This window comes from Haloimpatiens myeolchijeotgali, from assembly GCF_042688525.2.
Classification (GTDB): Bacteria; Bacillota; Clostridia; order Clostridiales; family Clostridiaceae; genus Haloimpatiens.
Genome location: NZ_JBHWAB010000002.1, coordinates 51,750 through 76,369 on the forward strand (window position 1 = coordinate 51,750; position 24,620 = coordinate 76,369).

Consider the following 24,620-nt stretch of genomic DNA (forward strand, 5'->3'; position numbering starts at 1 on the left):
ATGTTTATATAATTGTGAAAGTAACTAATTAAAATATTAAAAGGAGGTGAAATTATGAAATTTATAGCAGAAAAAAAATCAGAAAAGAATGCTAACAATGCCGTTCTTTGTTATAATACTAAAGGTCAAATACTTAAACCACAAAATGGTAAAACTGTTTTATAGAATTTTAAAGGATACGCTTTAATTTTGCGTGTCTTTTTTTATACATAATATTTGCAAAGGAACTAATTTTAAAGAATCAAAATTGGTTAATCAATATTTTAAATAAATGTTTAATATTTTTATTTGATTATAAATTTTATATCTATATTTACATTTAAGTATATCATTATAAAGGTAAAGTTAAATTCTTTGTTTTTATAATATAAAAACATATATATATCATGATAAGGAAGCTTTATATGAATTGATAAAATTATAGATAAATTCAAATTAGAATTATTAAAAAAATAAAAAAGTAAAAATTATTTTTTACTTCTATAAAAAAGATTAATCTCATATATTAAAGAGAAACTAATGCTTATAGAGTTTTATAAGCGATTAATAACATATGGAAAGCGAGGTGAAATTATGAAATTTATAGCAGAAAAAAAACAACAAAATAGTACTAATAATGCTGTACGTTGTGAGCATGACCATGTCTATAGAACATTTTCAACAAAAACTGGTGAAGCTATTCTATAAAATTTAAAGAATGCGCGAGGTTAAAATGTTTATTTCATGAGATACGTTTTAATTTTGCGTATTTTTTATATATAACAATTGATTAATTATACTAGTGCAAAAAAAGTAAATAAAAATTATTTACTTTAATAAAAAAACAAGATATAATGGATTTGTAATAGAAATATTTTACATATATATATATAACTAGAAAATATCAAGAAGATTTTTGGATTTAGTTATATGAAGCTTAGAATTTGTTGTCCAGTATGGAAGTACTATTTAACTAACATCAAAAGAAAAAGTTTTAGCGTGATAGATACTGGATAAATTTTAATAATTTAAAAGTTGGTAAATCAATGCTTACAGGCTTCTGTAAGTGACTAATTAAAGAAGAGAAAGTGAGGTGAAATTATGAAATTTATAACAGAACAAAAACAACCAAAAAGCACACATAAGGATGCACTTTATAGCAATATTCAAAGATTAGATATTAAAACAAAATATGGTGAAACTGTTTTATAAAATTTAAAGAATGCGTGAAGTTAAAGTGTTTAATTTATAAGATACATTTTAATTTTGCGTATCTTTTTTATATAACAATTATTTAACTATATTAGTACAAAAAGTAAATAAAAACTCTTTACTTTAATAAAAAAACAAGATATAATGAATTTGTAATAGAAATATTTTACATAAATATATAAAACTAGAAAATACGAAGAAGATTTTGGATTTAGTTATATGAAGCTTAGAATTTGTTGTCCAGTGTCTAAGTACTGATTAACTGACCTTAAAAGGGAAAGTTTTAGGGTGATAGATACTGGATAAATTCTAATAATTTAAAAGTTGGGTAGAGAAATGCTTACAGGTTTCTGTAAGCGACTAATTAAAGAATAGAAAGTGAGGTGAAATTATGAAATTTATATCAGACAAAAATGGATTAAAAAAGAATAATGCAGCTGCTGCTTGTAATAGTAGTATGACAAAAAATTTAAATACATCTAAAAATGGTAAAACTGTTTTATAAAATTTAAAAGGATACGCTTATTTTGCGTATCTTTTTTTGAAGTATATAGCAATTACAATATCATAAATTTTGAAGAGGTGAAAGAAATTGTTTAATTCTGTAAAGAGACCTTATAAAAATTTAAATCCAGAAGAAACCTTAAATAAAATAAAAAATATATTAGAAGAAGTTGATTTGATTCCTCATGAAGTTTTTAAAGGTAATCCATATCCACAAATATATTCAACACGTATAGAGCTTGACGAAAGTAAAGGATCTTTTGGAACAAACGGAAAAGGTAGAACTAGGGAATATGCTCTTGCAAGTGGATATGCTGAATTTATGGAACGTATACAAAATAATTGGTTGGTAATGTTTTCAAGAACTATAATGTCGAAAATTAAAAAGAAACAAGGATTTTATTTTACTCCTGATGAAAAATATCTCAAAAAGGAAGAATTTTTAAACTTACCTAACGAAATTATGGAAGATATTTTAAAATATAGAAGTAAGAGTAAAACTGAATTTGTTGATTCATATTTTGAAAGGCTACATAACAATAATGTAGAAGGAATTGTATCAATTCCTTTTTATGATACTAAGAATAAGAAATTAATATATTTACCTATTAACTTATTAACAATAGCTGTAGGTTCAAATGGTATGGCAGCAGGTAATACTGTTCCAGAAGCTATTTTCCAAGGAATGTGTGAATTGATGGAAAGATGGGGAGCAGCAGAAACCTTTTATAATCAGATTACTCCACCTACTGTACCAGATGAATTTTTAAAACGATTTTCTGAGGAATATGAAATAATCAATAATATAGAGAAAAATGGAAAGTTCAAAATTATAGTGAAGGATTTTTCAGCTAATAAAAAAATACCTTCTATTGGAGTAATAATTATAAATAAAGAAACTAATAAATATAGACTTAATGTTGGTTCAGATACATCTTTTCAAATAGCTCTTAGTAGATGCTTAACGGAAATTTATCAAGGAATAGAAAGCGAAGATAAATTTAACGAGTCATTACTCGATATTCCTAAGGAAATTCCTAGCTATTTTGAGAATAATCATAAAGAGGATACGTATAAGAGATATGAAGAATTTACTAATTTTACTGTAGATGGTAGTGGTACTTTTCCTCCAAGTCTTTTTGAAGAAAAAGAAGACTATGCTTTTGATAGTACAGTATTTATACCAAAAGAAAGTTATAAAGAAGAAGTTAAAGCTATGATTTCAAATTTATACAATAGAGGATACAATGTTTATATAAGAGATAATTCTTATTTAGGATTTCCATCAATAATGGTATATGTTCCTGAAGTTTCGGCCTTTGGAAGAAAAAATATAAATAAACCTGTTGAAAGTACTAAATTTAATCAAATTGAACTTGATAAGATTGAAAACTTGTTTTTTAATTTTGATAATTGTTCTGAAGAAGAAATGAATAAAATCGAAAAGGCGTTATCAGACTTAAATTATACTGCAGTTTTAGGAGAAATATTTAATGTAAACTTTAAGAAAAATTCACCTTATAATCAATTTAATGTGGCATTTTTCTTAACTCAATTACGTTATAGACTTGGAAAATATGAACAAGCAGTAGAAGCATTAGAAGCATTTAAAAATAATCGTCAACAACAAGATTTATATTATGATATCGTAACACAGTACTTTAAATTAAAGGAATCAGGTATGAATTCTGAAGATATTTTTAAAAAAATTTTAAATATGGATTTCCCAAAAGAAGAAGTTTCACAAGTATGTGAGGATTTAAAAAATCCAAAAGATGTTTTTAAATATATAGCTTTACCTAAATGTCCTAATTGTGATACCTGTAAGTTGAAAGATGAATGTTTAACAACTGCTAAAATAAATGTAGAAAATAAGCTTCGTACAAAAATGAAAGAAAATCCAATTAATCAAATTACATTAGAGTGGGTATCATAGAAGTCAAAAAAGTTATACCTAAATTATTAATATAAGTATTTTTTTAAAAAATTAGATAAAATGTTAAAGGATTATAACTTTTTTACAAGAATATATATGCGAGTATATATTCTTCTTTTATTAAATATCTAAAAATAATAATTAAGTGGAGGGGATTAATGAATACAGAAGTAGCTGTAAATAAACAAATTTCTTACAAAAATTTACTAAGTGAAAAGCAGTACATAAAAAATCTAGTAGCTAAACTTATATCTAGATTTGGGGATTCTTTGGATTCCATAGCTTATTCATGGATGGTTTATGAGCTTACAGGGTCCAAAGTATTAATGGCATCATTATTTGCAGTAAATGGTATACCTAATGTAATATTTGGAATGATATCAGGGGTATTTGCAGGATATCATTCTAAGAAAAAAATAATGTTTTTTTGTGATATAGGAAGAGGAATAACAGTATTTTTAACCGCTTTATTATTTATGTTAAAATTACTTAAACCATGGCATTTATATGTACTTACTTTTATCAATTCTTCTTTTGAATCTTTCAGAGCACCTTCCTCTACATCACTGTATTCTATGATATTGGATAAGGAAAAATTTGATTATGGAATATCTTTAGATAATACTCTTGTAAGAATAGTAGAAATGGTAGGATTTTCTTTGGCAGCAGTTTTTATAGCTTTAATTGGAACTGGAGGGACTATAATAATAGATTCTATTACATTTTTTATATGTGCAAGTATAGTTATAACAATAAAATACAAAGATTCAATAAAAAAAGAAGCTATGACAATTAAAAGTGGTATACAAGATTTTAAGGAGGGACTTAAATACTTGCTTAATTCAAAGCTTATAGTATATGTAAGTATTTTTGCAGCAGGTATTAATATTTTTTTGGTACCTTTTAATGCTTTAGAAGCTCCATATGTTAAAGAAGTTTTATGTAAAGGACCTGAAGCACTATCAATTATATCCGTTCCATTTTTAGCAGGTATGATTTGCTCAGGACTGATTTTTCCAAGAATAAAAAAGAAAATATCTGGTTTCTATACTTTCATTTTAGGTGGGATTTTAGTAGGAATGAATTATTTTGCATTATCTCAATTAGGAAGGATTAATCAATATAGTTTTATGCTAATACTACTAGGTTTTTTCTGTTTTTTTATGGGTTTAGGAATTATATTAATGAATACAACAATGCAGGTAGCTTTTATGACAAGTATAGACAAGGAATTCTTACCTAGAGCAGCAGCTATCTCTAGTGTAATGGATTTATGTTCAATTCCTATAGGAGGATTTATAGTAGGAGGATTATGTAAATTCTTTAGTATACCACAGTTATTTATGATAGTTAGTACAGCCATAATAATATTATCAGTTTCTCAATTATTTAATAAAGAACTTAAGAAAATATAATAATAAAAGCTTTCTGCACATGCAGAAAGCTTTTATTATGTTAGTTAAAGACCACAGTATCCATAGCCAGATGGTGTAAGTGGCATAAGTAATTTTTTTGTGTTTTTTTTCTTTCCATATAGTTTCATCAATGTTCCCTCCTTCCCATTACCAAATATTTCCTATAGTAATTTTATTATAGCATATTTTAATTTATCTTCAATAAGATTAGTGAATTTATTTTAAAATTTATTCATTCCATAAAATTTTACTTAAATATGGACGTATTTGATTGCATCTTTCTTCACAAATTTCCTTGTTTTTATAATGTGAATTACTTATTCCTAAACATGAATCCATACAAAAATATCTTACTTTACAATCTTTACATTTAGGTAAAGTGTCAACTATACTTTTTTGTATTTTATTTTTTATAAATTCTTCATATTTTTTAGAATTAAAGAGACTATTTAAATCATCTTTTAATATATTTCCAAATTTATATTCTTCTCTTTCTAATGTAATACATGGATACATATCTCCATATTCATTAATCATAAATTTAGAAATTCCACCGGTACAGACTATTGTACATTCTAATTCTTCTCTAATATTTTCAAAATCATTATCAGTTTCTTTTTCATTTAATAAATAATTATTAACTCCTATTTTATTATTGTTTTTAAGACCTCTACCTATAGGTGTAAATTCTCTTAGCTTTGATTGTACATTTAACTTGTCACATAACATAGTAAATTCTTCTTGGTGATCAATATTTTGATATGTACAAGTCATTGTAAGTGATAACTCATCTTTTTTAAATCCTGCATTTTTTAGGTAGTTTACTGCTTTTATTATTTTATCGTAGACACCTTGTCCTCTTATAAAATCAATGGAATTTTTATCATAACCATCTGCACTTATAGAAATAGAATGTACACATTTTCTAAGCAAATCAGCTATTTCGCTATTTATTAAGGTAGCATTTGTTATAAGTTCTACTTTACCTTTAAAATTTTCTTTTATATAAGAAAGGATTAACTTTATATCTTTTCTAAGAAGAGGTTCTCCACCCGTTAGAAATAAAGTTTCTATATTTAATTTAAAGATTTTATCTAAAATTGTTTTTATATCTTTTGTATCTAATGAATCTACAGCATTTGCATCAGCAGATACTCCACAGTGTAAACATTTTAAATTGCATCTATTAGTCATTTTAAATTCTACAAGCTTAATGTTTACTTTGAATTTCTCATCATTTGGTTTTTTTATCATTTTTTCTTCTATTAAAACTTGAAAAAGTTCACCTATTTTCTGCATTTCTTCTTGATTTTTAAGTGCTTTTATGAAAGCTAAAGGTGATATTTTATTATCTATACAGTAATTTAGCTTGTCTAATGTAGATTTATCAATGAAACCCCATATACCTGATTTACCATTTATTATTATGATTTTATCCCCATTTTCAATAAATCTAACATTTTTAGAAAATACAAAATTACTATTATATAAATCTTCCATATACAAACCCCCTATATCATGAGTTATTCATTCCACACAACTTTATTTAAATATGGACGAATCTGTTTGCACCTTTCTTTATTAATATTCTTATTTTTATAATATGAATTGCTTATGCCTAAACATGAGTCCATACAAAAATATCTCACATTACAATCTTTGCATTTAGGTAAAGTATCAACTATACTTTTCATTATTTTGTTTTTGATAAAATTTTCATATTTTTCAGAATTAAAGATACTATTTAAATCATTTTTTAATACATTTCCAAATTTATATTCTTCATTATCTAATGTTAGACAGGGGTATAAATCTCCTAATTCATTAATCATCAATTTTTTAGTTCCAGCAGTACATATTATTTTACATTCTAAACTTTCTCTAATTTGTTCAAGTTCTTCATTTAATTTTTCATTAGTTGGTGTATAATCATTGATTGCAAGTTTTTTATAATTTTCAAGACCTCGTCCTATTGCTGTAAACTGTCTTAAAACGCCTGTTACATTTAAATTATCACATAATTTATTGAAATCTTCTTTATGATCAATGTTTTGGTATGTACAGGTCATAGTAAGTCCTATTTCCTCTTTTTTAAATCCTACTTCTTTTAGGTAATTTACTGCTCTTATTATTTTATCGTAGACACCTTTTCCTCTCACAAAATCAGTGGAAGTTCTATCATAACCGTCTACGCTAATAGAAATAGTATTTAAACATTTTCTAAGTAATACAGCCATTTCTTTGTCTATTAATGTACCATTTGTTGTCATATTCACTTTACCTTGGAACTTTTCTTGAATATAACAAAGTAATGATTTTATGTCTTTTCTAAATAGTGGTTCTCCACCAGTTAAAAGTAAAGAGTCTATATTTAATTTAAAGATTTTATCTAAAATAGTTTTTATATTTTCTGTACTTAATGAATCTATTTCATTTATATCAGAAGAAGCTCCGCAGTGTAAACATCTTAAATTACACCTGTTGGTTAATTTAAATTCCACATCCTTAATATTTACATTAAATTCTTTATCACTTGGTTTTTTTATCATTTTCTCTTCTATTAAAACTTGAAAAAGTTCTCCTATTTGCTGCATTTCTTCTTGATTTTTAAGTGATTTTATATAATCTAAGGGTGATATTTTATTATCTATACAGTAATTTATTTTATTTAATGTAGGTTTATCAAGGAACCCCCATATACCTGAACAACCATTTATTATTATTACTTTATCTTTATTTTCAATAAATCTAATATTATTTGAAAAAACAAAAGTACTATTATATAAATTCTCCATATATAAAACCTCTCTTGTATTTATTAAAATGAATACACCAAAGTACTTATGATACTTTGGTGTATTTGATTTAGTGGTATTTATCTAAGTAATAAAATGGATTTAATAGCATTTACCTGAAAAATAAATATGTGCAGGGATAGCTTTTTTTGTATCTTTTTTCTTTCCATATAATTTCATAAAGGTCTCCTCCTTTTTATTAAAATTATATTTTTGATTTTGAAATTTCATCATAGAATTTTTACTATAAGTTAAATTTATTTACATGTAGCATTTACCTAAGTAATAAACGTATGTTGGAATAGCTGTTTTTGTTTCTTTTTTCTTTCCATATAATTTCATAAAATTCGCCTCCTTTTTATTGAAATTACATTATTTACCTTTTACAATTACATTATATCATTTTTATACTTTTATTCAATATATTTACATAAAATATTATAACATTAAGTTTACATATAATGAAGTATTTGTAAAAACGATACTAAATGGTAAAATAATGTTATAAAACATTCATTAGCATTATAAGAAAACTTAAATATTATAATTAGTAGTAAACTAAATTTTTGATTAAATTACAGAGGGGAGGGAGAATTGTGATATCAAAACTTTCAATTTTTTTGATTGCTATAATATTATTACTTCTGATTAAAGATATTTTTATTCCTATGAAAAAAGATAAAAAAATCATAGCTAAAGGGTTATATAAAACAAATATTTTATTTATGGATAGTTTGATATTATTCATTGTTCCATTTTCACTTGCTTGTTCAAATTTCTATAAAACTTTTCATAAAAGCTATGAAATTCTTTATCCTAAATATATATCAGGATTTAAAGATATGTTTAATTACAATAAACTTGTGAATATATACAATTCTTTAGAGCGCAGTAATGTACGAGGTATATATCATATACATGCATATATTTACGGTGGAATATCATTAGCATTAGTTGCCATATTAATATTTTTAATATTTATACTATGTGTGAAAAATAACAGAAAGAATAGGGTATATGAAAACATAATATATGTGCATGGAATTGGATATACCTTAGATAATATAAAAAAATTTGAATGGAGTGAAAAAAAGAATAAAAATAGATTTGGCAAGATAATAGAGTATTATGAGTTGACTTTAAATATTAAAAAGAAATATAAAATATTTGATGATGATGTAAGAAATGTAATAATGAGAATAAAGGCAGAGGATAAGGAAAAGGTTAATTCCGTGATTTTGAAAGGGTATAAACCAGAAGAGTAATAAAAAACCTCCAATTTATTTTTCACAATATTATCACAATATTGTCATAGTTATATTGAAATTTGCTTGTATTATAAAAGCATAGAAAGAAACAAAACAAAAGAAAAAATAAAAGGAGGAAAATTACTATGAAAATGAGAAATATTTTAACTGCATTAACACTTACAGCTGCTATAGGAGTAGGAGGTACTGCATATGCAGCAGCATCTAATAATCAAACTGCTGCACCAACTGCACAAACTCAAAATGCTAATTTTAATGGAAATGGTATAGGATTAAGAAGAAGTATTAATCTTAGAGGTAGAGATATAGTAGAATCAGTAGCTAAGGATAAATATAATATTTCTGCTGATGAAATTGCAAATGCAAGATTGGATGGAAAAACATTATATGATCTTTTACAAGAAAAAGGTATCAATCATGATGAATTTAAGACTGCGAATATAGATGCAAAAAATAAAGCAATAGATGACGCTGTTGCTAAAGGAACTATAACACAGGAAGAAGGAGATCAATTTAAAGCTTCAGTGAAAGAAAATTCTGCCAATGCAGTTCCAGGACAAGGTGGAATGAATGGTTCAAAGGGCAATGGACAAAGAGCTGGTAGAGGTAATGGGAACGGTAGAGGAATGAGAAATGGTGGTGCTAACTAAATCTTGATTAAAATTTAAGGAAAAATCACATATTTGTAAAAAATCTAATGGGTGGATAAGTTGCCCATTAGATTTTTTTGCTTTATTATCAATATACAAAGCCCAACTGCTATTCTTTTCCCCACAAATTTAATTTTTTAGTTCTATGTTCATAAATCAATTCATATCCGTATGATATTTGAATATATTTTATTTTCCAAGAATTTTTTTTAGAAAACACTGTTTCAACTCTAATAGGAATTTCAAAATCTTCTCCTTGATTTTCTATCATAAATACTGATGATATATGACGTAGAATAGTTATATATTGTTGTTTTATATTACATTTATTATCTAGAATAGTTTTGCTTTTATTTAGTAAAGATTGAAGTAAAATTTTACTAGATATTTTAGTTTTAACAGTACCTAATGTTAATGCCCAACCTGTATTATTTTCAGTATTAATAGCAGAAGATTCTATGTCTAAATTAAATTCATTCCATATATCTTTCATGCAATTTAGCTCATCTATAAATTTATCTTTATGAGTGATTAAATTTCCTTCTGGAGAAATTATTAATGGGTTTTCATTATCAAATATTTTATTAAATAAATTAGTTCCGATAAATTCATTTTCATTCCAATAATTTTGTAAAGAATTCAATAAAATTTGAATTTCTTCAGTTTCTCCATAACAGTTTTGCTTGAAATTTTTTAATTGTTTTTTTGCTTCTGAATCATTTGAATTTCTGAAAAATAAATAATCTGGAACATTAAGAGATGATACTGAAAAACTCATCTGTTTAAATTTCCACTTATCTGTCTGTTTTTTCAAAACACCTGTGATGATTAGAGGAATATGATGATCCTTCTTTTCTGGATATCCAATACACCATTGAGCTATTGTCCAATTGAGTAGAAAAACTTTTTGCTTTAGCTCTTTATATGTAGTAGTATCAAAATCAAGTTCTTCATAAATATTTTTATTAATTACCTCTTTTAATGAGTTGATTTTTTTCTCATCATATTTAAAAGTTAATTTAACACTTCCTTTTAAAGCAATGAAAGCAATATTTTCATCTAAATTCACTATGATTGGATTATTTAAATCACAACTTACATCTCCCCAATATTTCCAGTCAGCTTCTATTAACTGTTTAATCTTCTCAAAGCCTAAACAGATTTCTCCAGGACTTGTTCCTATAACTCTTACATCTGCATCATTTGTAAATAATCTTTTAGTGTAATTATCTAAATTGTGTAGGTTTCTCTCAGTATATCCTTTTTGAAAATCACAAAGAACTTCCATAATTTCATTTTTAAGTATGGTATTCATAATATCTCCCCTCCTTTTCAAATTAATTAATACAATTTATATTATAACTTATAGTATATTTTGTAATATATATTTTAATATATTAACTAATATATTTATTAATATAAAATCAAATATATTTTATTATTTAACAATTTATTAATTTTAATCATGCTAACATCTCCAATGTTTTTTCAAAGTCAAAATGATTTTGAAATTTTTATTTTATCTTAAAATCAAAAGTTAAATTAATTTTTGTGTGTACTAAAATTATACTTGATATACTTAAAAAGGTAAAATTTAGTTATTTTCATGTAAAAAATTTTGGCTATTTCTATGGTATAAAAAATATAAGATTATTGATTTCAGATAATAATGTGAGTTACTCAACTTTCGCAGGTGAAAAACAGTGGCGAAGGGAAATGATATCTTGCTCTGAAACTTTTCACTTTAGTAACAAGTTCTAAGCTTTACTCATATTGAAAAAAGATTTTTTAATTAATATTCCGTAGGAATCAGTAATTAAAAAATGGCTTTTTTCAAATTCGTAAAGCTAAGAACTTGTAAATTTTGTTCAAATGTTTCTTACGCAAGATATCATGTCCCTTCGCTAGACAGTATTTTTGTCCTTCCAAACTTGAGTGAGTTATTGTAAACTGGAATTTAGGTTTAAATTAAGATTAGTTTATGTAGGGATGTTAGAATAGTTAGCATAGAATGAAAAATATTATTTAATTATAAAAAAACATAGAGGGATGAATCAAGAAGGGAGAACGAGGAAATGAGTGAAATTCTATTAGAATCAAAGAGAATGATTTTAAAAAGCTTAGAAGAAACAGATTTTTATGAGTTGTGCAAAATGTTAAAAGATATAGAAGTGATGTATGCGTGGGAAAAGGTATATAATGATGAAGAAATATATGATTGGATTAAAAGAATGAAAAAAAGCTATGCTGAAAATAAGCATGGATATTGTTTAGCAATTGATAAAAATACTAAAGAGACAATAGGACAAATTGGATTATTAAAAGAAAAAATAAATGGGAAAAATTATACTGCAGTAGGATATATATTAAAAAAAGAGTATTGGGGAAAAGGGTATGCAACTGAAGGGGCTGAAGCTTGTATACGTTATGCTTTTAATAATTTGAATGTAAAAGAAGTTGTTACGGATATAAGACCTGAAAATGTTGCTTCTATTAATGTTGCAAAAAATATTGGAATGCATTTGGTAGGTGAATATGTAAAAGAGTTTAAGGGTATGAAAATGAAACATTTGGTGTATAAAATACAAAAATAAGATAGGATTTAATTTATTATTTTTAATTAAAATATTCTCCAAATGCAAAAAAAGTGTTTACTTTTTAATAGAAAAGTTTTATATTTTAGTTAATAAGTTTGAAATATGTAAATAAATTGATATGTATTCATAAAAAAACATAGGGGTTAATAAAATGTTTAAATTAGCAGTGAAATTTCTTAAAGAAACTAAAATTAGAACTATTTTAACTTCAACAGGTGTTGCACTAAGTGTAGCTATAATAATAGCATTAGGTACATTTGAACATACATATATTTCAAATTACAATATAAAAAAAGAAGACATGGAAACATTAATTTCTCTATTTAATTGCATAATGCTATTGATGACTTTTGTTGGAGGAGTAATTATATATAATACATTTACAGTTATTATTTATAAGAGAATGAAAAATATTTCTGTATTAAAAACTATAGGAATGAGTAAAAAAGATTGTAGTAGATATTGGACCTGTGAGGCTTTTATCACAGGTATTATAGGAAGTATAATAGGTACTTTGTTAGGATTAATACTAGGTAAAATTCTAGTTATGCTGCCTATAGGGGAAAGAGAAAATATACCTAGATATGCTATTTCTATTCCTATTATAATTTTAGCAATTACTGTTGGCATAAGTATGTCTGTATTAACAGTTAAAATGCTGTTTAGGAAAGTAAATAAATCCTATCCAATGGATACATTATTTTTAATGAATAGACAAGAGGTATATGATAATAAAACTTTTTCAGTAAAAGGTTTTATATCACCAATTATAGGAATTAGTTTAATAGTAATGAGTATTATCTTAAAGTATGATTTTTATGGAATTAATGAGAAAATTGTCTTAAAGAGTAAAGGGCATATTTTTATCAATCTTTCAGATATAAGTTTTGTTATATTGTTTACAGGTATATTGTTTTTAATCCCTAAAATTATTGAATTATGCCTTTTTATTGCCTCAAAAATTTTAGGAGTAGTTTTAGGTGTTGAAACTATGCTAGCCTGTAGAAATTTATTGAGAGATAAAAAAAGAACAGCAAGTATTGTAATGCTAATATCTATGGGATTAATATTAGCTATAGGTTTTGATGGTATGTTTTCATCTTTTAGAGCATCAGCAGTAAAATTTGTTAATGATAACTTAAAATATGATTTTCTTATAGAAGGTAAATCAATAAGTTCATCTAAGATAAATAAAATAGAGTCTCTAGATGAAGTTTCTAGCTTAAGTAAAATATATATAAAATCTTTTAGTAGAAAAAATTCACATATTAAGGGAACTTTATATGGAATAGATCCTAGTAATTATGAAAAATTAGAGAAGTTAGATTTTGCTAGAGGGAATCATGATGAAGTATTGGATAAGTTACGTAAAAATATTAATTGTGTAATAATTTCAGAAAGAAATGCTATTCGAAAAAGACTTAAATTGGGGGATTATTATACTATTAATATTGACGGTAAAACCAAGAAAGTTCCTATAATAGGAACAGTACGTACCTTTGATAGAAATGGAAATGTTGTTTATGTAAATAGAAAAATGTTTGATAATACAGTTGCAAATAAGATACTTATTAAGAGTAAGAGCAAGAAAAATTATAATATATTAAAAAACAAGATAAAAAGTATTTTAGGGAATGAAAATTATAATATATATACCATAAATCAAGTTAGAGAGCAATTTAGGGCTACTGTTGTTAAAGCAAGTGAAATAGTATATTGTGTAGTTTTGATTATACTTTTCATTGGAGTATCAGGTCTTGTTAACACAATGATATTATCAATAATGGAAAGAGAGAAGGAAAATGCTGTTCTTCGATCTATTGGCGCTGAGATAAACGATGTAAGAGTTATAATGATGATTGAAAGCATAATTTTAGGAATTATAAGTATATCTATAGGTATTGTTTGTGGCATAGTATTTATATATGCATTTAGTCATGTTACAGCTCTTACTCTAGGAGTTAGAGTTATAATAAGTTATTCTAAATATTTTATAATGTTAACTACTATGATTTTGATGATAAGTATAATATTAGCTTCTATGTATCCATCATATATAAGCTGTAAAAAAGATATTATACAAGCTCTAAAGTATGAATAATGGAAGGATAATTGAAATGAGTATATTAAGAGCAGAAAATATATCAAAAACTTTTGATGAAAATAATATTAAAGTAGATATATTAAAAAATATAAATGCAGAATTTAAAGAAGGTAAGTTTACTACTATAATGGGGCCATCAGGGTCTGGAAAAAGTACATTTTTATATATTTTAGGGGGACTTATAAAACCAACTAGTGGCAATGTAATACTTAACGGTAAATCCATAAATGATTTATCAGATAAAGATTTAAGTAAAATTAGAAGAATGGATATAGGTTTTATTTTTCAATTTTACAATCTTATACCAACATTGAGTATAGAAGAAAATATAGCTATGCCAGTACTTCTTAATAAAGAACCTATAAAAAAATATAAGAAGAAAATTGATAAACTTATAGATATGGTAGGTTTAAATCATAGAAAAAGACATAAACCATCACAATTATCAGGTGGAGAACAGCAAAGAGTTGCTTTAGCAAGAGCTCTTATAAACGATCCTAAAGTTATACTAGCAGATGAACCAACAGGTAATTTGGATTCCAAAACTTCTGAAGAAATCTTAAATTTGTTAAGAAATCTTAGCAGTAAACATGGAAAGACACTAGTAATGGTAACTCATGACCCAAATGTAGCACAATATGCAGATAATAGAATAACAATTAAAGATGGTAGTATATATAATTTCACATAACAAGTGTTTATTAGTTAAAAAATTCAATTTTCGCAGGTGAAAAATAGCCGCTGCGGGAAATGATATCTTGCTAAGAACTTGTAAACTTTGTTCAAAGGTTTCTTACGCAATATATCATTTTCCTCCGCTAGACAGTATTTTTTTACTGTGAAAATTAAATGAAAAAAATAATTTCTAGCGTATTTTTGAAAAGTTACGCTAGAAATTATTTTATGGTTGATAAATACTATAATTTTTTAACCATAATTAAACATGGTGTTTTTTCTCCTCAAATTTCTTTTATTTCTTCCAAAGGGTAAAAACCAGTTTTTTTATAAAATTTTCTAGTATATTTGTAATTTATATCAGGGTGTGAGTCGCCTAAAGTCTTTACCATAAGAAATTTAACATTATCCTTAATTAAAGATTCTTCTACTATTTTTAATAATTTTTTCCCAATACCATGATTATGATATTTCTTTAATATTCCTATAACATATACTTCCGAAGTATATTCATTATTTGATTTTATACTTATAAATCCAACAGGATTGTCCAAGTAATATACTGCATAAAAATCAGTGCTTTTTACTCTGTTTACATATTCAATTATGGATTCTTCAATACCAAACCATTCTGGTAATTGTCTCAATATACAATTTGCAACATTTGATTTTTCTTCATTATTTAACAATTTACTAATTCGAATCATGCTAACATCTCCAATGTTTTTTCAAATTGAAAATTATAAGATAAAACTATTTTTAGGAAAGTAGATTTTCTACCTCCTATTGAAGTCAGAAATTTTTGTTTGTATATATTAAAATTATACTATAAATCCTTAAAAAGGAAAAATTAAGAAAACATTTAATTGATAATGCTTATTTTCATGTACGAAAATTAAATACTGTATTAATTAAACTGTAATTTGGTTTATAATATAGGTAAGATTATATTTATGAAAGGGGATGAGTGAATGAATAAAAATAAAATTCCCTATGGAATATCTAATTTTGAACAATTAAGAAAAGAAAATTATTTATACATAGATAAAACAAAATATATAGAAACATTGGAAAATGATGCGCCATATCAGTTTTTTATACGACCAAGAAGGTTTGGAAAGAGTTTATTTCTATCTATGCTTGAAAATTATTATGATGTTAATAAAAGAAACAGTTTTGATGAAATATTCAAAGATTTATATATTAGTAAAAATCCAACTCCTAAAAAGAATTCTTATTTAATACTCAGATTTGATTTTTCTAAATTAATAACTAAAGAAGGTAAAGAGAGATTTATTAAAAGTTTTGATGATTGCGTTATAAATGCTGGTAAGTTATTTTTAAAAAAATATTCATCTTATTTTGATGATGAAAAACTACCAACAGCTTCAACAGGAGCGGAAATGGTAATGAATTTCATTTTATATAAAACCGAACAGGTAAATAAAAAAATCTTTGTGCTTATTGATGAATATGATAATTTTGCTAATAATCTTATAAGTGGTGGAAATAAAGAATTATACTATGAACTTTTATCTGGAGAAGGATATGTCAAGACTTTTTATAAAACTATAAAAACGGGAACTTCAAAGAGCATTGAGAGAGTATTTATAACAGGTGTAAGTCCTATAATGCTTGATGATTTAACTAGTGGATTTAATATTACTATAAATTTTACTTTAGAGAAAAAGTATAATGAAATGATGGGATTTACTTCTTATGAAGTGAGAAAATTAATAAATTCATTAGATGTATTAAATAAATTCCATAAAGAAACTTTATTTAATGATATGAAATCATATTACAATGGATATCTATTTAGTGAAGATAGTGAGACAAGAATATTTAATCCTAATATGGTACTATATTTTTTAAATGCAGTAATAAACAATGAAAAATATCCTAAAAATATGTTGGATCTTAACATTAAAACTGATTATAAAAAGTTAGAGGAATTAGCTTTTAATTTTGAAGATGATGAAACTATTGAAAAATTATTAAATAAAGAAGAAATATCAATAAATCTAGTTGAAAAGTTTAATTTGGAATATATGTATGATAAGAAAGAGAATTTTATATCTTTATTATATTACTTGGGTATGTTGACAATTAAAGAATCTTTATTAGGAGATGTAATATTGACTATTCCTAACATTGCTATTGAAACAATATATTGGGAGTATTTTAGAGATAAGCTAATTTCAAAAAGTGATTTGAAAATTGATAATAAAATAATAAAATCAGGAATTATGCAAATGGCTTTAAAAGGTGAAATGGATTTGTTTGTACAATATTTCAAAACTTTTATGTCTAATATTTCAAATAGAGATTTGAATCGTTTTGATGAGAAACATATAAAAATATTTCTTATGTCATTGTTTATGAATAACATATATATTCCTAATAGTGAATATGAAGTGGAAAATGGATTTATAGATATACTTTTAACTAAAAATAAGGCATTTGAAGATTCTATAAAATACGAATGGTTAATTGAATTGAAATATATAAAGGAAAGTGAAAGAAATAAGTTTGAGCAAGTTAAAAAAGAAGGTATAAACCAGATTCAGCGTTATAGTATAAGTGAAAAATTAAATAAAAGCTTTGATATGAAGCATATGAAAAATGTACTAATTATAGTTATTGGGAAAAAGGATATTTATGTGGAAGTAATATAGAGTAGGCTATATATCTTTGAATATTTAGCATATGTCTTTAATGTGTAATATATTTATTAATATATTAACTCAACTTTCGCAGGAGAAAAAGACCAACTTCTCCTTGATATAACAAGGCAAAGCAGTAATAAAATTGTCTATTATTGAGTCGATAAGCTCCTTAGAAAGAAGAAGTTTTTCAGATAAAACATTTTTTAAAATATCAATAATGATACGCATTACTTCACAAAATTGGATATCTTGAAGTTCATCACAACATTGATAAAAAAATCCACCAATAGTTCGTACATCATTATTTTTACGATTTTCTAAAGCAAGCATGATATATCTAGTAAAAACTATAGACGTATGAGAAACCATGGAATCATAAGAACGTCCTTGAAACTCTTTAACAAGCTTTAAAAAAGATTTATTCATTTTGAAAAAAACTTCTATATCCCAGCGTTTACCGTAAATTCTTATGATTTCATTATCGTCTAAAGATATATCAGTAGAAATCAAAGCAAGCCAGTTTCTTTTTCGATTTCTATCCCTTACAAATACAATTTTTGCTTTTACTTCATTGCCATTTTCATCAGAACCAATACCTACAATTACAGAAGAAAGAATTTTAGCTCTACCGCGTTTCTTTTTTAAACTAGCATAAAGTCCTTTAAGATTTAAAAGCTTACCATTGTAATTGTAGTAAACCCTTGGCATTGCTTTAACCATAGCAATAGTATTAAGTTTAAGTTGTAAAATTTGTATAAGAATTTTGGGATACGTAAACCAGCTATCAAAAAGAACATATGATGCAGGAATTTTATATTTAGCAGCTTGTTTAAGTAAACACATCATAGCTGAAGGTGATTTTAAAATAGCCTCCTTACGGAGTTTAGCACCATTAGTTCTTTTATCAATAGATTCATTTTGAGGGCAAATTCTATTTTTCTCTTTTTCAGAAGAAAGAAGAGTAAATCCAAGAGGCAAAAAAGTATTACCGTCTGACCAACCAAGTGTAAGAAGGCGAAAGCCTTTGACAAATTTTCTTGTAACGTGATCATGAACATTTGCAAGGAGTTCAACAGATTTACTTCTATTTCTACTATACAAAGAATCATCTACTATTAAGACATTTACTCTATCTTTAGATGTAAGCGGAATGATTACATTTCTGATAATTGATGAAGAAAGTATGAGTAAAAATTTTCTCCAATTAAAATTAGGAGAATTAAGGAACCTATAGATGACATCTTTTGAAAAGTTGATATTCTTTTTACTCTCAAAAGTACGAAAAAGATTTTTACCTGTGAAAATAAGAGTAAATATATATTTAAATACTGTAATACAAGAAAAACCTTTTTGCTTTGAAAAATTACATTTTCTAAGAATAGATCCAATTTTGTTATCTTTAAAAAATCTATTTATAGTAAAATTCAGTTGTTTATCTTTGTTATCATTTGGTATAATAGTGTTCATAAGAAACATTCCTTTCTTTGGTGTTATGTTTTTAGCAATTCTATTATACCAAAAGGAATGTTTCTTTGCTTTATGCGTTTATTTTACAGGCTTTCGCCTTATTTTTTATCTGCGAAAGTTGAGTATATTAATTAATATATTTTCTAATATAAAATATATTATATTAATTTTTAAATAAGATGTTTTTGGATAAGTAGTTATTTAAAAATGATATTTTATATAAGTGAGAGATAGGAATGGTTTATCAATAGGCAAATTTAATTAACCTTTAGGTTAGTATAATGTTAACCTGAAAGTTAGTTAAATTTGCTTTTAGTATGATTGTTTTATAATTTCATAATAATATACTCAACTTTCCCAGTAAAAAAATACTGCTTAGCGAAGGAAAAGGTTTCTGAGCAAGATATCATTTCCCGGAGAGGTTATTTTTCACCTACGAAAGTTGAGTAATATAGAATTAGGTAATGAGGATTATACGCAAATTCTCAATAAATATTAATTGGTAAAAATACTTTTAAAAACAGGTTGGATTTCTTCAATCCATTTATTGGTTTCACGGTTATAAAATTTAGTATCTGAATTTACTGCAAAGGGTATTCCAGCCTTATTTAGTTGTTTGGACATATATTTTGCAAATTTCACTTGTTCATTAATAGGATAATCATTACTATCATTGTAATTGCTAGGCATCCAAGCACCTACCCATGTAGGAAAGCCTGTGTGTTTTTGCCATGCCAATGCAGCATCAATCTTATCAGTAATTAACTGTTTTTCTTTTTTGTTCCAGTTGTCCATAGTTTTCTTTTATTAGTTTTGCTGGGACCAGACGCGTAAAAATGCCACTCTGCCATAAGATAACCATTGTTTTTTGTTGGAAGTTTAAGCTCTTTTAAATAGTCTGCATCAGAACGTAGTCTAGGAGAAATAATGATTATTCTAGTAGGGTTCATTTTTCTTATTTCAGGTACAATTCTTTCATAAAGGTCATTGAGTTTTTCTGGCTTTTTATTCAATGCATCTGTAGCCTCAATCAATAAATCAAAGGATAATAAATGGGAGTAGTTTTTGTATCTTTCTGAGATTGTAGTCCACCAGTTTACAACCTTTTCAATATTTTTTTCACTTGGGTCATTTTTAAAATCATCTGCTTGATAAGCAATAATTGGTATTATACCATTTTTAAGACAATCAGTAACCTGTTTATCTAACCCATCCAGCAGTTCTTCAGTTGCTTTTTGGGTAATACGGATACGAACGTGAGAAATACCAGCTTCTTTGAAGTCTTTTACAGCTTGTTCGTTATAGTATTTTTGACCTTGACTAGTTTTAGACCAATCAACATCCATACCTTTACCTAAAAGTTTTTGATAATCCCATGGATTGATAGGTGAATCAATAGATGTAGTTGATAAATCCTTATCGGTTTTTTTAGAAAAATTACTTTCTGATTTGTTTGATGGACTTACATCTATAGAGGATTGATTTTTTTTAGGGTAATCATTTTCTTTTTTAGGATGAGAACATGCTGTAAATAAACTCATAGTAAAAAGTAGAGTAATTAACATAACAATTGCCTTTTTCATTTTTATCCCTCGTTTCTATAAGTAAAAAATATCAAGTAAAACTAACCTTCAGGTGAGTTTGTAACTTCCATAGAGGTTTGGTTTATATAGTAAAATTATACTTCATATACTTGAAAAGGTAAAATATAATCAGGTTTTATAATATACTGTGTATAACAGATATAGAGTAAAAAATATATTATAGATTTACAAATAAAATAAGTTTCAATTATTGAATAGTTTATGTATGGAACTAATTTGAAAGAAAGGTTATTAAATAAATCTTAGTAGAACTTATATATGGATGCAGCAGCATTAACTTACCTTTCAAGGAAGTGTTCAGCCTTAGTATACATAAGATAAATATTATAATATAGATTTTTAATATGAAAGGAGATTTGCAATGTTAATTGTAAATATTATTTCAATTTTGTTAGATATTTTTCTATGTGTAATGAGCATCTATTCATTTGCAATGAGTTATTTCTTTTTTTCTGGAAAATCAAGTAAATTAGTAAAAAGAAAATATAAAAAATATAATGATGATATTATAAAAAACATGTCTTCCCGTATCCGTAAAGGAGTCACGTATATAATATATGGAGTTTTATGGGGGCTATGGTGTATATCTGAAATTTTATATACGTTAAATGACCAAGGGATTTTTGTAAAATCTAGTGTAATAGAAATAATACTGATTGTTACTATCATTTTTGACGGTATATTGGATAGCAAGTATGGGAAAAAAAGTTAAATTATATACTGTTTATATAGAAATAATTCTCATAACGTATTATTTCTTGTATTTTTTCGTAGATTATTTTAAATATTTAAGTTTTTTATACAATGGCTAAATCTATAATATTCTAGTGCAATTAATAATGTAACTAAAGCGGATGATCTAAAGCTATAGTTTGAAGATATTGTAAAAAATATACTATATATTAATACATATAGATGATGTTTTTTTGAATGTTGGTTAAATGTATTTAGATTTTCTTTATATTTTAGATTTTTTCTATTTATTAACGATATCATTTTTAAATCAAAATTTGTAAGTTTAGTAAAAATATTTTTACTAAAACTTATGTATATTAGAAGCTGATAAGTTGTAAAGCCAATGATTATTATAAAAGAGATATAATTTAATATATTTTTCATACTAAATTTCCTTTCTATGATTAAGTATATATTTATATACTTAATTATATACTATTTGTTATTAAAAGGTATATAAGATATATAATGTATAATAGAAAGGATACATATATGTTCTGAAATAGCAGCTACATGCTTTATAGACATAGACAAAACGTTATAAAGCAAAGAACTTGAAGAGGAATTTAAGGATAAATGGTTCAAAATGGATATACAATAAGATTTATAACTTCAATAAAAAGAAGGGGATTATAAATGAAAAAATTTGTTGTTGATTTTATAGTTTTTCTTATAATTTACTTTTGCATTTTTCAAATAGGATCTAATACAGGAGGAAATTCGAGACTAAAATATACTAGATCTATAAAAAAAGATACAAGCCATGTTGATTTATCAACTATTTTTAAAGACTTATTTTGGATAATATTATCTGTTATTTCATATTTGATGTATATATATGGATTTAAAGATAATGATATTTTTATGATTATAATACTACTATTCTTTGTGATATTTTTTACAGTAATTCTTATAAAAGATATAAAAAAGTATAAAATTAATAAATAAAGGTTGCTGCAATTTATTTACTTAGTAGAGATGACGGAAAAATTATTATTTTTCGCCTATTTTATTGCCTAAAAGTTTCTCAATATAATTAAAATCAATTTTAGCATTATCTAGCTTATAGTATTTATATCATCTATTATTTGAGAGTACGTATATTTAAAATGATAATAATGTAAAATTATAAAGTAAATAAAGGGGTTATAAAAATGAAAAAAATATCAACAAAATGGTTAATAAAGCAATTTCTTATTGTACTTCTAACCACATTTTTAGTGGATTTAATATGTTCTTATCTTGGGATATATGGATATCAACCTATTAAGAAAGATATATTTTCACATATTCTTATTTGGAGTACCGTGTATTGCATGTTAGCTTCTATTTTTAAATTGTATAAAAATGTATAAAATTAAATATTTATTTATTAATTTTCTCAACTTTTTATTTTTCTAGTATTTATTGTTTTTTCAGCTATATAAGTTATTTGTTTTAAAAATTCGTCATATGATACTTTATCTGAATTATCAACAATATAATCTGCAATATTAATAACATCTTTAGCGTGATGTTTTTCTTTAAAAAGATCATTTTCTTTAACTTTTTCAAGCATCTCCTCTAAAGTTATTTTACATTTGCCTTCAGCTTCTGCTTCTTTATTTACTTTCAGCATTTGTCTATATGCACGAATTTCAATAGGTGCTTCGATATAAATGTTTGCAACCCTATCGCCTAATTCTCTCTTTAGAAATTCACCTAAAGGTGCTCTATACAAACTTTCTATTGATACTTTTGTGATTTTTTCCTTTTTCATTTTTTCAATTAACCTAAATAAAAATTCTCTAAAAACTTGTTCTTGGTTATATTTATATAATTCAACAAAATACTCATTTTTTATTCCATTTGATAAATCAAAACCAATATCTTCCATCATTTCTCTTTCAATTTTAATTATTTTTTGTCTTTTTATTCCCAATGTATCAAGATACTTACCAGCAGATGATTTTCCACATTCACTTAATCCACCTAATGTAAACAAAGCCTCTACATATTCTAAGTTTTTTACATATTCTTCATTGCTAAAATTCATATTTAAACCTCCCAAAAATTTTTAGTATATAATTTTTTCAAAAAAATACATATTATGTAATTAAATACTTTGATAAAATAATTATACAATATATATTTAGTACATTAAAATTATGTGAAATAATGCTGAATACTTGTTAAAATAATACTAATATGTATATTATATCATAACACATTATAAAATATATATTAAGGCCACAGGAGGTAATGTTATGAAAAAACAGAATTTTAACATTAGAGTTAGTTTTATAAATTGGGGTAGTACCATTGGAGCTATCACCATAGGAAAACTCAATTATATGAAATGTTAATAAATCAGCTTAGGAGGAGTACATATGTTAAAAAATAGAAAGATATTGTGTGCATTTATATTAATAATTTTGGTTATAACTTTAAGTAGTATTATTTATGTAAGAGGAAGGAAAGACATTCCAAAGTTAACTGTAACTTATAATGGGAAAAATGTAGAAGTAGGACAAGGTCCTTATAAATGGAAGTCTAGAGGTAAACTAAAAGAATATACACTTGATACTTATTCAAAAGTACTATGTAAACTTTTACCAGAAATAAAAGTATCACCTAATGGACAGTTAAAATTACACTTTGATTATCAGCCTAAATCCATTACTTTATCTGGTTCAAGTGAAACTGATGGAAAAGTGATAAAAAATAATGTCATAAATATAGCAGATTATAATACAGGAATATATTTTTTAGATTGTAAGTGGAAAGAAGGGCTTGTGATTTATGTAATTTATGTTGATATAGGTGATTGGAAGACAGGTGACGAGATTGAAAACATTAACAAATAGAAATATTAGGATTCCATTTCATATGTTTTAAGAATACCTTTATTTATTTTTTGATACCTATACATATTTATTTAATATAGCACACATTTACAATAATGTTAATATAAATCAAAGTATGTATATAAATACTTTCAATAATATAATTTTATAGAAAAATAATAAAA

General features: G+C 25.0%; 21 protein-coding genes. 12 read left to right on the forward strand and 9 right to left on the reverse strand.

Annotated features, from left to right (window positions below; translation table 11 throughout):
- Window positions 1-1,783: 1,783 nt before the first annotated feature.
- Window positions 1,784-3,631 carry a YcaO-like family protein gene (locus tag ACFIJ5_RS18095; RefSeq protein WP_379809685.1) on the forward strand — a complete coding sequence of 616 codons (1,848 nt, stop codon included), beginning with the start codon at window positions 1,784-1,786 and terminating at the stop codon, window positions 3,629-3,631.
- A gap of 158 nt (window positions 3,632-3,789) precedes the next feature.
- Entirely contained in the window at window positions 3,790-5,046 is a 1,257-nt protein-coding gene (locus ACFIJ5_RS18100; protein ID WP_379809686.1) for an MFS transporter, read from the forward strand.
- Between the two features lie 228 nt (window positions 5,047-5,274).
- Here the strand turns inward: ACFIJ5_RS18100 and ACFIJ5_RS18105 are convergent, their stop codons facing one another.
- Entirely contained in the window at window positions 5,275-6,546 is a 1,272-nt protein-coding gene (locus ACFIJ5_RS18105) for a radical SAM protein (RefSeq protein ID WP_379809687.1), read from the reverse strand.
- A 23-nt stretch (window positions 6,547-6,569) separates the two neighbouring features.
- Window positions 6,570-7,841 carry a radical SAM protein gene (locus ACFIJ5_RS18110; protein ID WP_379809688.1) on the reverse strand — a complete coding sequence of 424 codons (1,272 nt, stop codon included), beginning with the start codon at window positions 7,839-7,841 and terminating at the stop codon, window positions 6,570-6,572.
- A 596-nt stretch (window positions 7,842-8,437) separates the two neighbouring features.
- On the opposite strand from ACFIJ5_RS18110, the gene ACFIJ5_RS18115 reads away from it, so the two are divergent.
- On the forward strand, window positions 8,438-9,106 hold the full coding sequence (locus tag ACFIJ5_RS18115) for a hypothetical protein (RefSeq protein ID WP_379809689.1): 669 nt from the start codon (window positions 8,438-8,440) through the stop codon (window positions 9,104-9,106).
- A 128-nt stretch (window positions 9,107-9,234) separates the two neighbouring features.
- Entirely contained in the window at window positions 9,235-9,759 is a 525-nt protein-coding gene (locus ACFIJ5_RS18120) for a hypothetical protein (protein ID WP_379809690.1), read from the forward strand.
- Window positions 9,760-9,868: 109 nt separating this feature from the next.
- Here ACFIJ5_RS18120 and ACFIJ5_RS18125 read toward each other — a convergent pair whose 3' ends face one another.
- Window positions 9,869-11,074, reverse strand: coding sequence for a hypothetical protein (locus ACFIJ5_RS18125; protein ID WP_379809691.1), 1,206 nt, complete (start codon window positions 11,072-11,074; stop codon window positions 9,869-9,871).
- 760 nt (window positions 11,075-11,834) lie between these two features.
- Between ACFIJ5_RS18125 and ACFIJ5_RS18130 the strand changes: the two genes are divergently transcribed.
- The 3 genes from ACFIJ5_RS18130 to ACFIJ5_RS18140 all read left to right on the forward strand — a co-directional run bounded on the left by ACFIJ5_RS18130 (window position 11,835) and on the right by ACFIJ5_RS18140 (window position 15,151).
- On the forward strand, window positions 11,835-12,353 hold the full coding sequence (locus ACFIJ5_RS18130; protein ID WP_379809692.1) for a GNAT family N-acetyltransferase: 519 nt from the start codon (window positions 11,835-11,837) through the stop codon (window positions 12,351-12,353).
- 154 nt (window positions 12,354-12,507) lie between these two features.
- Window positions 12,508-14,457 carry an ABC transporter permease gene (locus ACFIJ5_RS18135; RefSeq protein ID WP_379809693.1) on the forward strand — a complete coding sequence of 650 codons (1,950 nt, stop codon included), beginning with the start codon at window positions 12,508-12,510 and terminating at the stop codon, window positions 14,455-14,457.
- 16 nt (window positions 14,458-14,473) lie between these two features.
- Window positions 14,474-15,151: an ABC transporter ATP-binding protein gene (locus ACFIJ5_RS18140; protein WP_379809802.1), complete on the forward strand. Its 678-nt coding sequence runs from the start codon at window positions 14,474-14,476 to the stop codon at window positions 15,149-15,151.
- A gap of 268 nt (window positions 15,152-15,419) precedes the next feature.
- Here ACFIJ5_RS18140 and ACFIJ5_RS18145 read toward each other — a convergent pair whose 3' ends face one another.
- Window positions 15,420-15,842 carry a GNAT family N-acetyltransferase gene (locus tag ACFIJ5_RS18145; protein WP_379809694.1) on the reverse strand — a complete coding sequence of 141 codons (423 nt, stop codon included), beginning with the start codon at window positions 15,840-15,842 and terminating at the stop codon, window positions 15,420-15,422.
- Between the two features lie 264 nt (window positions 15,843-16,106).
- Here ACFIJ5_RS18145 and ACFIJ5_RS18150 point away from each other — a divergent pair, with 264 nt between their 5' ends.
- Entirely contained in the window at window positions 16,107-17,813 is a 1,707-nt protein-coding gene (locus ACFIJ5_RS18150; RefSeq protein ID WP_379809695.1) for an AAA family ATPase, read from the forward strand.
- Window positions 17,814-17,882: 69 nt separating this feature from the next.
- Here ACFIJ5_RS18150 and ACFIJ5_RS18155 read toward each other — a convergent pair whose 3' ends face one another.
- The 3 genes from ACFIJ5_RS18155 to ACFIJ5_RS18165 all read right to left on the reverse strand — a co-directional run bounded on the left by ACFIJ5_RS18155 (window position 17,883) and on the right by ACFIJ5_RS18165 (window position 20,854).
- Window positions 17,883-19,271, reverse strand: a complete 1,389-nt coding sequence (locus ACFIJ5_RS18155; protein ID WP_379802854.1) for an IS4 family transposase — start codon at window positions 19,269-19,271, stop codon at window positions 17,883-17,885.
- A 495-nt stretch (window positions 19,272-19,766) separates the two neighbouring features.
- A complete protein-coding gene (locus ACFIJ5_RS18160; RefSeq protein WP_379809696.1) occupies window positions 19,767-20,066 on the reverse strand; it encodes a hypothetical protein in 300 nt (99 codons plus the stop codon).
- Complete coding sequence (locus tag ACFIJ5_RS18165) at window positions 20,033-20,854, reverse strand: glycoside hydrolase family 5 protein (RefSeq protein ID WP_379809697.1); 822 nt, start codon at window positions 20,852-20,854, stop codon at window positions 20,033-20,035. The genes ACFIJ5_RS18160 and ACFIJ5_RS18165 overlap by 34 nt, the downstream gene beginning before the upstream one ends.
- Window positions 20,855-21,236: 382 nt before the next feature.
- On the opposite strand from ACFIJ5_RS18165, the gene ACFIJ5_RS18170 reads away from it, so the two are divergent.
- Window positions 21,237-21,587, forward strand: a complete 351-nt coding sequence (locus ACFIJ5_RS18170) for a hypothetical protein (RefSeq protein ID WP_379809698.1) — start codon at window positions 21,237-21,239, stop codon at window positions 21,585-21,587.
- Window positions 21,588-21,655: 68 nt separating this feature from the next.
- Here ACFIJ5_RS18170 and ACFIJ5_RS18175 read toward each other — a convergent pair whose 3' ends face one another.
- Entirely contained in the window at window positions 21,656-21,994 is a 339-nt protein-coding gene (locus ACFIJ5_RS18175) for a hypothetical protein (RefSeq protein ID WP_379809699.1), read from the reverse strand.
- 252 nt (window positions 21,995-22,246) lie between these two features.
- On the opposite strand from ACFIJ5_RS18175, the gene ACFIJ5_RS18180 reads away from it, so the two are divergent.
- Window positions 22,247-22,558, forward strand: a complete 312-nt coding sequence (locus ACFIJ5_RS18180) for a hypothetical protein (protein ID WP_379809700.1) — start codon at window positions 22,247-22,249, stop codon at window positions 22,556-22,558.
- Window positions 22,559-22,764: 206 nt separating this feature from the next.
- Window positions 22,765-22,965, forward strand: coding sequence for a hypothetical protein (locus ACFIJ5_RS18185; RefSeq protein WP_379809701.1), 201 nt, complete (start codon window positions 22,765-22,767; stop codon window positions 22,963-22,965).
- Window positions 22,966-22,991: 26 nt separating this feature from the next.
- On the opposite strand, the gene ACFIJ5_RS18190 is transcribed toward ACFIJ5_RS18185, so the two are convergent.
- Window positions 22,992-23,645: a hypothetical protein gene (locus ACFIJ5_RS18190; protein WP_379809702.1), complete on the reverse strand. Its 654-nt coding sequence runs from the start codon at window positions 23,643-23,645 to the stop codon at window positions 22,992-22,994.
- A gap of 334 nt (window positions 23,646-23,979) precedes the next feature.
- On the opposite strand from ACFIJ5_RS18190, the gene ACFIJ5_RS18195 reads away from it, so the two are divergent.
- A complete protein-coding gene (locus tag ACFIJ5_RS18195) occupies window positions 23,980-24,456 on the forward strand; it encodes a hypothetical protein (RefSeq protein ID WP_379809703.1) in 477 nt (158 codons plus the stop codon).
- Window positions 24,457-24,620 lie beyond the last annotated feature (164 nt).